The organism is Streptomyces sp. NPDC033221 (assembly GCF_055577005.1).
On the sequence record NZ_JBVIQN010000001.1, the window covers coordinates 22,836 to 37,059 of the forward strand.

Consider the following 14,224-nt stretch of genomic DNA (forward strand, 5'->3'; position numbering starts at 1 on the left):
TGGCTTAGATTTCCTGCCCATTACCCCCGTGATCGCCAAGGGACCGCCAGGGAACGGAGCCACGGCCATGCCAGAGCCGTCCGAATCAGCCGGAACACCAGCGGGCAGAGCCGCCCCGGTCGTCACGCCCACGCGCGTGATCGCCGGGCTGTGCCTGGTCGCGCCCTTCGTGGCGATGCTGTGGGTGAGCTCGTACGCCAAGGTGGAGCCGACCCTCATCGGCATCCCGTTCTTCTACTGGTACCAGATGCTGTGGGTGCTGATCTCGACCGCGCTCACGATGATTGCCTACAAGCTGGTCCAGCGTGAGAAGCGGCTGCTCAAGGGGGGTGCGTCCCGGTGAAGGACGGCGTGAACGGCGTCGCGCTCGCCGTCTTCATCTTCTTCTTCGTGGCCGTGACGGTCATGGGCTTCCTGGCGGCGCGCTGGCGCAAGGCCGCGCAGTCCGACAATCTCGACGAATGGGGCCTGGGCGGCCGCAGCTTCGGCACCTGGGTGACCTGGTTCCTGCTGGGCGGCGACCTCTACACCGCGTACACCTTCGTCGCGGTGCCCGCGGCGATCTACGCGGCGGGCGCCGCCGGGTTCTTCGCGGTCCCGTACACGATCCTCGTCTACCCGCTGATCTTCACCTTCCTGCCCCGCCTGTGGTCGGTCTCGCACAAGCACGGCTACGTCACCACCTCCGACTTCGTACGCGGCCGGTTCGGTTCCAAGGGCCTGTCGCTGGCCGTGGCGCTCACCGGCATCCTCGCCACGATGCCGTACATCGCGCTGCAACTCGTCGGCATCCAGGCCGTACTGGACGTGATGGGCGTCGGCGGTGGCGAGAACACCCACTGGTTCATCAAGGATTTGCCGCTGCTGATCGCCTTCGGCGTGCTGGCCGCGTACACCTACTCGTCCGGACTGCGGGCGCCCGCGCTGATCGCGTTCGTCAAGGACGGCCTGATCTACCTGGTCATCGTCGTCGCGATCATCTACATCCCGATCAAGCTGGGCGGCTTCGACCACATCTTCGCGGTGGCCGAGGACACCTTCGCGCAGAAGAATCCGGCGACCGGCAAACCGCGCGGCGAACTGGCCAGCGGGCCGAACGCGCAATGGGCGTACGCGACGCTGGCCCTCGGCTCGGCACTCGCACTGTTCATGTACCCGCACTCGATCACCGCGACGCTGTCCTCCCGCAGCCGTAACGTGATCCGCCGCAACACCACCATCCTGCCGCTGTACTCCCTGATGCTGGGACTGCTCGCGCTGCTCGGCTTCATGGCGGTGGCAGCCGGGATCAAGGTGCAGAACGGGCAGCTGGCCATCCCGCAGCTGTTCGAGGACATGTTCCCCGACTGGTTCACGGGCGTGGCCTTCGCCGCGATCGGCATCGGCGCCCTCGTCCCCGCCGCGATCATGTCCATCGCCGCGGCGAACCTGTTCACCCGCAACATCTACAAGGACTTCCTCAAGCCCGGCGCCACCCCCGCGCAGGAGCACAAGGTCGCCAAGCTGGTGTCACTGCTGGTGAAGGTCGGTGCGCTGGTCTTCGTCCTGACGATGGACAAGACCGTCGCGATCAACTTCCAGCTGCTGGGCGGCATCTGGATCCTGCAGACGATGCCGGCCCTGGTCGGCGGCCTGTTCACCCGCTGGTTCCACCGGTGGGCGCTGCTGGCCGGCTGGGCGGTCGGCATGGTCTACGGCACAGTCGCGGCGTACGGGGTGGCCAGCCCCACGCAGAAGCACTTCGGCGGCTCCAGTGCGGAGATCCCCGGCATCGGCGAGATCGGCTACATCGGTCTGACCGCGTTCGTCCTCAATGTCCTTGTGACGGTCGTGCTGACCGTCGTCCTGCGCGCCACGAAGGCCCCGGACGGCGTCGACGAGACGTCCCCGGAGGACTACAAGGCGGACGCGGGCGACAAGGGCGTCCAGGTCGAGCTGCCGCCGGCCACGGCGGGGGCGCCGGCGGGGCACTGAGGGGCCGGCTGCGGCGCCGGGGGCCTGTTGTCAGACCCCCGGTGCACACTTGCCTCATGGACATCACGATCAGGGCCGCGCGGCCGCAGGAGTTCGAAGCGATCGGAGAACTCCTCGTGGCGGCCTACGCGGCGGACGGGCTGCTGGCGTTCGGGGCCGACGACCCGTACACGGACAAGCTGCGCGACGTCGCGCACCGGGCCGGACACGCCGAGGTGCTGACGGCGGCCGGCGCCGACGGCGCGCTGCTGGGGGTGGTGACCTTCGCCGCTCCCGGCAGCCCGTACGCCGAGATAGCCGGTCCCGACGAGGGCGAGTTCCGAATGCTGGCCGTCGCCCCCGACGGCCGCGGGCGCGGCATCGGCGAAGCGCTGGTGCGCGCCTGCATGGACCGCGCCCGCTCCCTCGGCCTGTCCCGCATGGTGCTCTCGGTGATGCCGCACGTCGAGAAGGCCCACCGTGTGTACGAGCGCACCGGGTTCACGCGCATACCCGAGCGGGACTGGGAGCCGGTGCCGGGCGTCCGGCTGTGGGCGTTCCGGGCCGACCTCGCGGGATGAGGCGGGACCGCAGCGGCGCGCCCCCGGATCAGCTCCAAGCCCCGGCCCTCACCTCCTGATCGCTCAGGTCGGGAAGTGCCCCTTCAGCCAGTTCGTCGAGGTGCCGTAGCTGCTCGGCGCGGCGCTGAAGTGCGGCGTCTGCCGATTCGGTCCGTGGTGTGGGCTCGTCCATCCCCGGTGACCTTCCTGCTGCGGTTCGTCCGCCTGCCCGCGCTCCGAGGAGCTTGTCCGGCAACGCCTTCGGCGACCGGTGCGGCGCCCGCTCCCCTACGGCCCCACCCGCCGTACGAACACGTCCGTGACCCCGTTCGTGTCGCCCGGGACCAGGTCGGCCGCGTTGGAGTCGAAGGCGACGAGGCGGCCGGTGGCGTCGGTGGAGGCGCTGGAGGAATAGCCCTGGGCCTGGGTGCCGTCGGTGGCGACGCTGACCCGCTCGATGGCGCCGGTCCGCAGGTCGCGGACGAAGACGTCCTGGGCGCCGTTGGTGTCACCCGGCACCAGGTCGGGGGTCGAGGACTGGAAGTACAGACGGCGGTTGTCGGCGGACAGCACGCCCATGCCGGAGGACCCGGTCAGCGGCTGTTTGCCGTCGTGGGTGAGGCTCATCTGCTCCGTGGTGCCCTTGACGAGGTCGCGGACGAACAGGTCCGGGCGGCCTGTCGGATGGCCGGGTACCACCTCGCCGTACTGGCTGGAGAAGACCGCGTAGCGGCCGTCGGGGCTGAGCGAGGCGTTCCAGGCGCCGACCGTCTCACCGGCCGAGCTGAGGCTCGCCACGCTCGTGCGGCCGGTGTCCAGGTCGTGCAGGAAGAACGGGTAGCTGTGCGGCCTGCGCTGGCCGGCCTCCTGGCGGGCGGCCCGGGCCGGCTTCGGGGGCATGTTGGACGCCTTGGAGATGAAGCCGACCTTGCGGCCGTCATAGCTGATCACCGGGCTGGCGGAGGGGCCGGCGGCCTGCTCGCCGCCGGTGACGGAGACGCTCACCCGCGTCACGGTGCCGGTCTTCCGGTCGCGTACGAAGATGTCCTGGGCGCCGTTGGTGTCGCCGGGCACCAGGTCTTCGCGGCTGGAGGCGAACGTCACGTACCGGCCGTTGGCGCTGATCATCGGCATCTGGGCGCCCTGCCTGCCCTGCGGGGGCCGCCCGTCGAGGGTGACGCTCTCGGTCCGTCCGGTCCGGCGGTCGTGGACGAATATGTCGGTGTCGGCGTTGGTGTCGCCCGGCACGAGATTGGCCGCGTCGGACGCGAAGGCGACATACCGGCCGTCGGCGCTGATGGAGGGGGTGTACGAAGAGGAGTTGGCCTGGGTGCCGTCGCTCGCCACGTTGACGCGCTGGACGGCGCCCGTCCGCAGGTCCTTCACGAAGACGTCCGACCTCCCGTTGGTGTCGCCGGGCACCAGGTCGCTCGCGCTGGAGTCGAAGGCGACGTACCGGCCGTCGGCGCTGACCGCCGGGCCGTTCGAGCCGTCGTTGGCCTGCGCCCCCTCGGCGGTGACGCTGACCCGCTCGGTGCCGGACGGCGGCGCGGTCCGGGCGCCGGCCGTCGTCGCGGGCAGCAGCGCGGCGAGCGCGCACACGCCCGTCACGGTGACGATTCTTCGGGCGGTGGTACGGGTGGTCCTCATGGTGGGTTCCCCTCCTCGTGGGTACGCCGCTGCGTCAGCGCGCGGTACGTCAGTGCTCCAGCCGCCGGACGAACACGTCGCCCGTCCCGTTCGTGTCGCCGGGCACCAGCCCGTCGTCGCGCGAGTCGAAGGCCGCCAGCCGTCCGGTGGCGTCGGGCGCGGCGATGTTCGTCCAGGACGCCGACTGGGTGCCGTCCACGCCGACGTTGATCCGTTCGACCCGTCCGCTCCGCAGGTCGCGGACGAAGCCGTCCACCTGGCCGTTGGTGTCGCCGGGCACCAGGTTGGCGGCCGCGGAGGTGAAGAAGAGCCGCCGGTTGTCGGCGCTGAGCCGCCCGTCGGAGGACCAGCCGTTGCCCTGGGCACCGTCGTGGGCGCGGGACAGCAGCCGGGTGGTGCCCTGTTCCAGGTCGCGGGCGAAGAGGTCGTACGTGCCGTTGGTGTCGTCCGGCACCACGTCGTCGGCCACGGCGGAGAAGACCGCGTACCGGCCGTCGGGGCTGAGCCGGGGGAACGGTGACACGCCGACCACGGCATCCGTGGTGCTCAGGCTCGCCGCCCTGGTCCGCCCGGTGGCCAGGTCGTGGACGTACAGGGGGTCCTGCGGCGGCGGGCGGCGGAAGCCGGGCCCGGCGGGGGTGAGATTCGTCGCCTTCGAGGTGAACGCCACCCGGCGGCCGTCGGCGCTGATCGACGGGAAGGCGGACGGGGCGTTCGCCTGGGTGCCGTCGCTCGCCACACTCACCCGTTTCACCGTTCCCGCCTGCACATCGTGGACGAAGATGTCCAGGCGTTCGTTGGTGTCGCCGGGCACCAGGTCCGGGCGGTGGGAGCCGAAAGCGAGGCGGTGGCCGTCGCCGCTGAGGGCGAAGTTCTGGACCCCGTATCCGTACGGGGACTTCCCGGCGCCCGCGGTGGGGCTCACGGTGCGCCCGGTGCGGCGGTCGTGGACGAAGACGTCGCCCTCGCCGTTGGTGTCGCCGGGGACCAGGTTCGTCGCGCTGGAGTAGAAGGCCACATACCGCCCGTCGGCGCTGATCTCGGGCGAGCCGGAGAGGGCGTCGCCGCGGGTGCCGTCACTGGCGACGCTGACCAGGTCGACCTTTCCCGTCCGTAAATCCTTGACGTAGACGTCCTGTTCGCCGTTGGCGTCCGCGGGTCCCAGGTTGGTGGCTTCCGAGGTGAATGCCACGAACCGCCCGTTCGCACTGAGTCGTGGATCTCCTGAAAAACCGTTTCCCTGCGTCCCGTCCGCGGCGACGCTGACCCGCTCGGTGGCCGGAGCCGCCCGCCCCGCGGCGGCCGCCGACGACACCGGCAGCACCCCCGCCACCACGCACGCTCCCGCCATCAGCCCCACGACTCGCCCGGCGCCACACGCCGTACCGCTTCTTCGCATGCTTCCCCCCTCGCACAAGGCCCCCACCCGCCCCGCCGGCCGACGGAGCAAACAAGGAGCCAATACGTTTCAGGAGCCCCGGTCAACGCATCAGGGACATTCCGCGCCACCAATACGCCCCCTGCATCAACCCCCGTCCACGCCGCCCCGAACGGCCCGGGAACGGCCCCGGAACACCCCGGAAACGGCTCCACGGCGGCCTCGTGTCACCCTCCCGTAGGCCCCCGAACACCCCTGGGAACGCGCCCGGATCAGCCGCCGAATACCACGGCTCCGGACAACCCCGCGCCAACGCGACACAAGATATGGGGGTGGGTGCACGAGGCGGCACAAGATGTATGCTCGTGCTCGCTGTCGTCGCAGGGGAATCCGGTGCGAATCCGGAACTGTCCCGCAACGGTGTACGAAGTGCGCAAACCGCACTCGTGAGTCCGAAGACCTGCCCACAGTACGCCCGCGCCAGGACCGGCGCGGTCGTCGATACGTCCGGGTCTCGCGGGTTGGACCGGTGGACGCTGCGCGGTGTGCCCGCGCGCCCCTTGCCGTGCCGGGGGTGCCGCACGCCCGCACGCGCCCTCCTGCCCTCCCCAGGCCCCCGCCGAGTGAGGGAGAGCAGCACGTGACCATCGCGCCAACGGAGCCAGCAGCCGAGCAGGTCGTGCAGCCCGCGAAGGGCACGCGGCCCCAGCAGGGCACCGGCGGCCAGGCCACGGACGGCCCCGGCACCGCCCTGCTGCGCACGCTGACCGACCTCACCGCCGACCTGCCCGCCACCGACCCGGGCAAGATCGCCGCCGCCGCGCTGCGCGGCCGCCACCCCGGCTCCGACGAGGCCGAACTGCGCTCGCTGGCCATGGAGGCCGCGGCCGGCCTGATCGGCGACGAGCCGCAGTACTCCAAGCTGGCCGCCCGCCTGCTGACCCGCGCCATCGCGGAGGAGGCGGCCGCGGAGGGGGCGGTCGCCTTCTCCGCCTCCGTCGCCACCGGCCACCGCGAGGGCCTGATCGCCGACGGCACGGCGGAGTTCGTACGCACCCACGCGGTCCGCCTGGACGCGCTGGTCGAAAACTCCCTGGCGGACGGCGCGGACGACCGCTTCGGCTACTTCGGCCTGCGCACCCTGCACTCCCGCTACCTGCTGCGCCACCCGATCACCCGCCAGGTCATCGAGACCCCGCAGCACTTCCTGCTGCGCGTGGCCTGCGGCCTGGCCGAGGACCACAGCGAGCGGGCCGTGGCCGACGTCGCCGAGCTGTACCGCCTGACCAGCACCCTGTCGTACCTGCCGTCCTCGCCGACGCTGTTCAACTCCGGCACCCGGCACCCGCAGATGTCCTCCTGCTACCTGCTGGACTCCCCGCTGGACGAGCTGGACTCGATCTACGACCGCTACCACCAGGTGGCGCGCCTGTCGAAACACGCGGGCGGCATCGGCCTGTCGTACTCCCGGATCCGGGCCCGCGGCTCGCTGATCCGCGGCACCAACGGCCACTCCAACGGCATCGTGCCGTTCCTGCGCACCCTGGACGCCTCGGTCGCGGCCGTGAACCAGGGCGGCCGGCGCAAGGGCGCCGCCTGCGTCTACCTGGAGACCTGGCACGCGGACCTGGAGGAGTTCCTGGAGCTGCGCGACAACACTGGCGAGGAGGCCCGGCGCACCCACAACCTGAACATCGCGCACTGGATCCCCGACGAGTTCATGCGCCGCGTCGAGGCCGACGCCGACTGGTCGCTGTTCTCCCCCAGCGACGCGCCCGAGCTGGTGGACCTGTACGGCGACGAGTTCGACGCCGCGTACCGCACGGCGGAGGCCGAGGGCCGCTACGTCAAGCAGGTCCCGGCCCGCGTCCTGTACTCGCGGATGATGCGCACCCTCGCGCAGACCGGCAACGGCTGGATGACCTTCAAGGACGCCGCCAACCGCACCGCCAACCAGACCGCCGAGCCCGGCAAGGTCGTGCACTCCTCCAACCTGTGCACCGAGATCCTGGAGGTCACGGACGACGGCGAGACCGCCGTCTGCAACCTCGGCTCGGTCAACCTCGCCGCCCACCTCGGCGACAACGGTGAGATGGACTGGGAGCGACTGGACGCCACGGTCCGTACCGCGGTGACCTTCCTCGACCGCGTGGTGGACATCAACTTCTACCCGACCGAGCAGGCCGGCACCTCCAACTCCCGCTGGCGCCCGGTGGGCCTGGGCCTGATGGGCCTCCAGGACGTCTTCTTCCGGCTGCGGCTGGGCTTCGACTCGCCCGAGGCGCGGGAGCTGTCCACCCGCATCTCCGAGCGGATCATGCTCGCGGCGTACGAGGCGTCCGCCGACCTCGCCGAGCGGCACGGCCCGCACCCGGCCTGGTCCGCGACCCGTACGGCCCGCGGCGTGCTGCACCCGGACCACTACCCGAACGCCGAGCCGCGCTGGGCCGACCGGTGGACGGCGCTGCGCGCCCGTATCGCGGCGACCGGCATGCGCAACTCGCTGCTGCTGGCCATCGCGCCGACCGCCACCATCGCGTCCATCGCGGGCGTGTACGAGTGCATCGAGCCGCAGGTCTCGAACCTGTTCAAGCGCGAGACGCTGTCGGGCGAGTTCCTGCAGGTCAACGCGTACCTGATCGAGGAGCTGAAGGCGCTGGGCCTGTGGGACGCGCGCACCCGTGACGCGCTGCGCGAGGCCAACGGCTCAGTGCAGGAGCTGGACTGGATTCCCGCCGAGACCCGCGAGCTATACCGCACGGCCTGGGAGATCCCGCAGCGCGCGCTGATCGACATGGCGGCGGACCGTACGCCCTACCTCGACCAGAGCCAGTCGCTGAACCTGTTCATGGCGTCCCCGACCATCGGCAAGCTCAGCTCGATGTACGCGTACGCCTGGAAGCGCGGCATCAAGACCACGTACTACCTCCGCTCGCGGCCGGCGACCCGTATCGCCCAGTCCGCGCGCGGCACGGGCGGGGGCGCGCAGACCGCTCCCGTCCCCGCTCAGGCGGCCGATCCCGAGGCCGTCGCCTGCTCCCTGGAAAACCCCGAGTCCTGCGAGGCATGCCAGTAATCATGACTACCGCACCCGAGAAGAACACGCCCGAAACGTCCGCCGCCGCCTCGCACACCGCCACCACCGGCAGCAAGAACCTCCTCGACCCGGGCTTCGAGCTGACCCTGCGCCCGATGCGCTACCCGGACTTCTACGACCGCTACCGGGACGCGATCAAGAACACCTGGACGGTGGAGGAGGTCGACCTCCACTCCGACGTGGCCGACCTCGCCAAGCTGTCGCCCGGTGAGCAGCACATGATCGGCCGGCTCGTCGCGTTCTTCGCGACCGGCGACTCGATCGTGGCGAACAACCTCGTCCTGACGCTCTACAAGCACATCAACTCCCCCGAGGCGCGGCTGTACCTGAGCCGACAGCTGTTCGAGGAGGCCGTGCACGTCCAGTTCTATCTGACGCTGCTGGACACCTACCTGCCCGACCCGGAGGACCGCGCCGCCGCGTTCGCCGCGGTGGAGAACATCCCCTCCATCCGTGAGAAGGCCGAGTTCTGCTTCAAGTGGATGGACTCGGTCGAGTCCATCGACCGCCTGGAGTCGAAGGCGGACCGCCGCCGCTTCCTGCTGAACCTGATCTGCTTCGCGGCCTGCATCGAGGGCCTGTTCTTCTACGGTGCCTTCGCGTACGTGTACTGGTTCCGCTCGCGCGGCCTGCTGCACGGCCTGGCGACCGGCACCAACTGGGTCTTCCGCGACGAGACCATGCACATGGAATTCGCGTTCTCGGTCGTGGACACGGTGCGCGCGGAGGAGCCGGAGCTCTTCGACGATGAGCTGGAGGGCCAGGTCACCGACATGCTGAAGGAGGCCGTCGAGGCGGAGCTCCAGTTCGGCCGTGACCTGTGCGGCGACGGCCTGCCGGGCATGAACACCGAGTCGATGCGCGAGTACCTCCAGTGCGTCGCCGACCAGCGTCTGCAGCGCCTGGGCTTCGCTCCGGTGTACGGCTCGGAGAACCCGTTCTCCTTCATGGAGCTGCAGAACGTCCAGGAGCTGACGAACTTCTTCGAGCGGCGCGCCTCGGCCTACCAGGTCGCCGTCGAGGGCTCGGTCTCCTTCGACGACGAGTTCTGATCCGGCGCGTTCCGCGCAGTCGGACGGTGCCGGCCCGCGTTCGCGGACCGGCACCGTCCGCTTCTTTATGTCCGCCGGATGTCCGACGAATCCGGACCGGATTTGATGAGTCGATGACAACGTGCGGGCGACGGCAACCCTGCCCGTACTCGCCTGCTCTCCCCTTGCATGAAGGGCAGCGAGCAGCCGAAGAAACGGTTCATCGACTATCCCCGCAGGGGCCGCGGCGGCTGGCGCCGCTGGCTGCCGTCCTGGAGACAGCAGCTCGGCGCCGCCGCCGTCGGCACGGCCGGGCTCGCCGGGCTCTTCGTCTTCGTGTACGCACAGGTCGACATCCCGGACGAGAACGCCGCCTCGCGCCAGGAAGCCACCGTCTACTACTGGGCGGACGGCAGCCAGATGGTGAGCGAAGGCGCCGTCAACCGGCAGAACGTCACCCTCGCCCAGGTGCCCGACTCCGTCGAACACGCCGTCATCGCCGCCGAGAACGCGAGTTTCTACTCCGATTCCGGCGTCTCGCTCTCCGGCATCGCCCGCGCCGCGGTGAACATGGCCGGCGGCCAGGAAGCCCAGGGCGGTTCCACCATCACCCAGCAGTTCGTGAAGAACACGTACCTCTCGCAGGACCAGACCCTCAAGCGCAAGGTGAAGGAATTCTTCATCGCGCTGAAGCTGGACAACCGCAAGTCGAAGTCGGAGATCCTGCAGGGATACCTCAACACCAGTTACTTCGGGCGCCATTCGTTCGGCATCCAGGCCGCCGCGAACGCTTACTACGGCATCCCCGCCAAGAGCCTGGACCCCAGCCAGGGAGCGGCGCTGGCCGCCCTGCTCAAGGGCGCCGAGCAGTACGATCCGGCGCTCGGCGAGGCCAACCACAAGCGCGCCGTGGAGCGTTGGAAGTGGATTCTGGACCGCGAGGTGGAAACCGGAGTGATGAGCCGGGAGGAGCGCGCCCGCTACACGCGGTTCCCCGAGCCGAAGAAACCGGTCACCCCGACCAGCCAGAAAGGCCAGACCGGCTATCTCATCGACGCCGCGAAGAAATACCTCCGCAGCCGTACGGACCTGACCGACCGCGATCTGGCCCGCGGCGGATACCGCGTCCACACCACCTTCGAGAAGGACAAGGTGGCACGGCTGGCGAAAGCGGTGGAGGACGAGCGGCGCCGCAGCCTCGACCCGAAGAAGCGCCCCGACGACGCGTACGCCGCATTCGGTGCCGCGTCGGTACGGCCCCGGGACGGCGCGCTCGTCGCGCTCTACGGCGGCCCGGACGCGACGCGGCATTTCGTGAACAACGCCGACACCGCGGGCGTACCGGCCGGCTCGGCCTTCAAGCCGTTCGTGCTGGCCGCCGCCCTGCACGAGGGCCGCGCGGCGGCTGTGGAGGCGGCTCCCGACTCCGGCGGCCCGTCGTCGGCCGCCCCGCTGCCGCCCGCCCTGTACGAAGGCCTGGTGACCTCCGCCCATCCGCCGTTCGTCAGCGCGGGCAAGCGCGTCGGCCTGGAGAAGATCCGGGACCTGGCCATCGAGGCAGGCCTGCGCAAGGAGAGCCTGGCCCGCCTGGAGCCCACGTTCCCGCTCGGGACCTCCACACCCAGCGCGATCCGGCTGGCCGGCGCGTACTCGCTGTTCGGCAACGAGGGCAAGCGCACCGAGCCGTACTCGGTGACCAAGGTCGTACACGAAGGCAAGCCGCTGCCCGGTCTGGAACCGCCGGCACCGCGCCGCGTGCTGGCCCCGGAGGCAGCGCGCAGCGTCAACTTCGCGCTGCGGGCCTTCGCCTGGAAGTCGCTGCCCCAGGAGGCCGCCGAGAAGCTGCCGAACGGCATCACGGCGGGCGGCACCGGCCCGGAGGACCGCATGAGGTCGGCGTGGTTCATCGGCAACGACGGCGCGCCCGGCGGCGGGCTGACCACCGCCGTCACCGTCTTCCGCAGCAAGCCGGGCGCGCCGCGGCTGCTGCCCATGGAGGGCGTGGGCGGCGACGCCCGGTTCGGCAACGGCATACCGCCCCGGATCTGGGGCGCGTACGCCACGGGGACGGCGAAGTGAGCCCGGACCGGACCGGGCCGTGACTCAGTCGGCGGCGGGCCCGGCCGACGGCAGGCTCAGCCGGCGGGCCCGATCGGCGGCGGGTCCGGTCGTCCGCGGACTCAGTCGTTGGCGACGACGGGGTAGCGCGGCTCGCGCTCGGCCATCTGCTTCAGCGCGTCCTTGCGGTCCCGCTTGGAGAGCCGGTCGATGTACAGGTAGCCGTACAGGTGGTCGGTCTCGTGCTGGAGGCAGCGCGCGAAGTAGCCGGTGCCCTCGACCACGATCGGGTTGCCCTCGGCGTCCTGGCCGCGGACGACCGCGTAGTCCGGGCGGGCCAGCTCGGCGTAGGCACCGGGGACCGACAGGCAGCCCTCGTTGGAGTCGTCCAGCACCCGCCGTTCGAGCGGCAGCTCGTCCAGGACCGGGTTGCAGACCGCGCCGACGTGCCGTACGCCCGCGTCGTCCATGCAGTCGTAGACGAAGACCTTCAGGTCCACGCCGATCTGGTTGGCGGCCAGGCCCACGCCCTCGGCCGTGCGCTGGCTGGCGAACATGTCGTCGATGAGCTGGGCGAGCTCGCCGTCGAACTCGGTGACGTCCTTGCACTCCTTGTGCAGCACCGGGTTGCCGACGACGGTGATCGGGCGGGACGTGCCGCGCTCGCGGTGTGCCTCCTCCCGCTCCGCCGCGCCGGTGACGTCGTCGACGAAGCCCTCCGCCGCCCGCTCCTCGTTGTGATCAAAAACAGGCTGTTGCGCCATGTCCGCCGTACGCCTTCCTGGAAACCCGAATTATTCGCCCTCCAGCCTACGCGGGGCGGCCTGCGGGCTCTCGGGGACCGCGTCCGGTTCCGGCCGGACACCGGGAGCGCGGCGGGAGCACGCCGGGCGCCGGGAGCACGTGGGGAGCGTGCCGGGCGCCGTGCGCCGGTGCGGGCGCCGGTCCGTCCGGTCTCCGCGCGCCGGTCCGCCCGGCAGTCGCACGCGCCGGTCCGTCCGGCGCCGGCCGTCAGCAGACCTCTTCGAGGTCCCGCCACTCGCGAGTGTCCGGGCTGTCCGCGACCCAGCCGTCCAGCAGGCCGCGCACCAGCCCGGCGGGGGCCGCGATGCCGCACTCGCGCTCCGGCACCCACAGCGAGCCGGAGCCCGCCGTACGGTGGCCCAGCGGCCCCGGGTGGCCCGGTTCGCTGTGGTCGTGCGGGTCCAGGTGCTCGCCCTCGCCCTCGTCGCTGGGCATCCGGCTCTCCGAGCACGTACGGCACAGCAGGCGTACGGACGACGACCAGTCCTCGGCGGCGAAGCCCGCGTCGGCGGCCAGCCGCTCCAGGGCGTCCCGGTCGGCCTCCGTGGCGGCCTCCAGGAGCACGACCCAGGTCGGCACCGGGGAGGGCGCCCACAGCTCGATCTCGTCGAACACCGGGAAGGACGGGCCGGCGGCGGTCGTGCGCTCGCCGTTCGGCACGCCGTCGTGCAGCACCACCTCGCCCCAGCGCCGCCCGGAGGACGGCAGCGGGATGGAGAGCACCTCGATACGGGCCGGGTCCAGGCGGCGGCCCCAGACCACCTCCGCCTCGCCCTCGGGCGAGAGGCGTACGGCGGCGCTGCCCAGCTCCATGCCGACCGGTTCGGCGGACGGTGAGCCCTCGCCGGGGACCTTCAGGCCGTACGCCTGCCAGGCCCGCCGGGCCAGCGGCCAGTCCTGGAGGGCGGTGGCCGCGATGCCCACGTTCCACCAGTCGGGGGCCCCGGACTCGCGGTCCAGCAGGGCGACCGCGCGCAGTCCGGCGGCGCGCGCCTGCTCCCAGTCGTGCCGGAACTTGTGCAGCAGCGCGAGGTTGAACCAGGACTCCGACAGCCACGGCTCCATGTCGGCCGCCCGCGTCAGCAGTGCGCCCGCGTCCTCGTAACGGCCGTCACCGATCAGCGTGAAAGCGCGGTCGGTCGCCTGCCGCCACGAGGCGGAGGGCCGGTGCCGTACCTTGCCGAAGATCTTCACGATTCCCGCCTGCCGGTTGCTTCCTGGATGCCGCCCCGGACGGAGGCCGGGGGTCGTTCGAGGGCCTACTCGACAACCTGCCACAGATTGCCGCCGGGCTCAGCCCGGTTGCCGCGCCGCCCGCGGCCCGCCACCGACCCCCTCACCGGCTCCTTGCCTTTCGCCGACCCCCTGAATCCCCGTTCGTGGGGGTTCCTTCGCATCCAACCATGCCCATCTCCGGGGCCGCTCATTACCCATCGGTTCCGTGACCTTGCGCGGGCCTTTGTGCGGATCTGGGCGGGGGTGCCGGCGGCGGGCGGGCGGCTCTTCCCGGGGGCCGTCGGCGCGTCAACGTACCGACGGCGAACAGTGGTTGACGGCAGCGGGTACCGGAGCAGGTCGCCGGGAGGCGGCGTACGGAACGGGGCCGCCATCGTCAACGCGGCCGGGCCACAGGCCGGATGCGCCCTCGGAAACCGGGGCAGCGGTCCGCGCCGGGCGGGAAGCGGGGCGTACG

Annotated in this window: 10 protein-coding genes and 1 riboswitch; of the genes, 6 read left to right on the plus strand and 4 right to left on the minus strand. The window is 71.2% G+C overall.

The genetic code is table 11. From position 1 onward, the window contains the following. Positions 1–67: 67 nt before the first annotated feature. The 3 genes from ACZ53K_RS00110 to ACZ53K_RS00120 are packed head-to-tail and all read left to right on the plus strand — an operon-like array spanning position 68 to position 2,534. On the plus strand, positions 68–343 hold the full coding sequence (locus tag ACZ53K_RS00110; protein WP_468830012.1) for a DUF3311 domain-containing protein: 276 nt from the start codon (positions 68–70) through the stop codon (positions 341–343). After that, the gene (gene mctP, locus ACZ53K_RS00115) at positions 340–1,974 is read left to right on the plus strand and encodes a monocarboxylate uptake permease MctP (RefSeq protein WP_468830014.1); all 1,635 of its coding nucleotides are present in this window, start codon (positions 340–342) and stop codon (positions 1,972–1,974) included. The genes ACZ53K_RS00110 and mctP overlap by 4 nt, the downstream gene beginning before the upstream one ends. A 56-nt stretch (positions 1,975–2,030) precedes the next feature. After that, positions 2,031–2,534 (plus strand): GNAT family N-acetyltransferase, encoded by a 504-nt coding sequence (locus tag ACZ53K_RS00120; protein WP_468830016.1) that lies wholly within the window; start codon positions 2,031–2,033, stop codon positions 2,532–2,534. 267 nt (positions 2,535–2,801) lie between these two features. Here the strand turns inward: ACZ53K_RS00120 and ACZ53K_RS00125 are convergent, their stop codons facing one another. Beyond that, positions 2,802–4,163 (minus strand): TolB family protein, encoded by a 1,362-nt coding sequence (locus ACZ53K_RS00125; protein ID WP_468830018.1) that lies wholly within the window; start codon positions 4,161–4,163, stop codon positions 2,802–2,804. Between the two features lie 49 nt (positions 4,164–4,212). Then, the gene (locus tag ACZ53K_RS00130; protein WP_468830020.1) at positions 4,213–5,355 is read right to left on the minus strand and encodes a TolB family protein; all 1,143 of its coding nucleotides are present in this window, start codon (positions 5,353–5,355) and stop codon (positions 4,213–4,215) included. A gap of 503 nt (positions 5,356–5,858) precedes the next feature. Next, positions 5,859–6,023: riboswitch (cobalamin riboswitch) on the plus strand. Between the two features lie 158 nt (positions 6,024–6,181). Between ACZ53K_RS00130 and ACZ53K_RS00135 the strand changes: the two genes are divergently transcribed. The 3 genes from ACZ53K_RS00135 (at position 6,182) to ACZ53K_RS00145 (ending at position 11,748) form a co-directional block, all read left to right on the plus strand. After that, the gene (locus tag ACZ53K_RS00135) at positions 6,182–8,617 is read left to right on the plus strand and encodes a ribonucleoside-diphosphate reductase subunit alpha (RefSeq protein WP_468830022.1); all 2,436 of its coding nucleotides are present in this window, start codon (positions 6,182–6,184) and stop codon (positions 8,615–8,617) included. Positions 8,618–8,619: 2 nt separating this feature from the next. Further along, the gene (locus tag ACZ53K_RS00140) at positions 8,620–9,690 is read left to right on the plus strand and encodes a ribonucleotide-diphosphate reductase subunit beta (RefSeq protein WP_468830024.1); all 1,071 of its coding nucleotides are present in this window, start codon (positions 8,620–8,622) and stop codon (positions 9,688–9,690) included. Between the two features lie 168 nt (positions 9,691–9,858). Then, positions 9,859–11,748, plus strand: coding sequence for a transglycosylase domain-containing protein (locus tag ACZ53K_RS00145; RefSeq protein ID WP_468830026.1), 1,890 nt, complete (start codon positions 9,859–9,861; stop codon positions 11,746–11,748). Between the two features lie 101 nt (positions 11,749–11,849). Here the strand turns inward: ACZ53K_RS00145 and def are convergent, their stop codons facing one another. Continuing rightward, on the minus strand, positions 11,850–12,491 hold the full coding sequence (def, locus tag ACZ53K_RS00150) for a peptide deformylase (RefSeq protein WP_468830028.1): 642 nt from the start codon (positions 12,489–12,491) through the stop codon (positions 11,850–11,852). Between the two features lie 247 nt (positions 12,492–12,738). Continuing rightward, positions 12,739–13,725, minus strand: coding sequence for a tetratricopeptide repeat protein (locus ACZ53K_RS00155; RefSeq protein ID WP_385226382.1), 987 nt, complete (start codon positions 13,723–13,725; stop codon positions 12,739–12,741). Positions 13,726–14,224 lie beyond the last annotated feature (499 nt).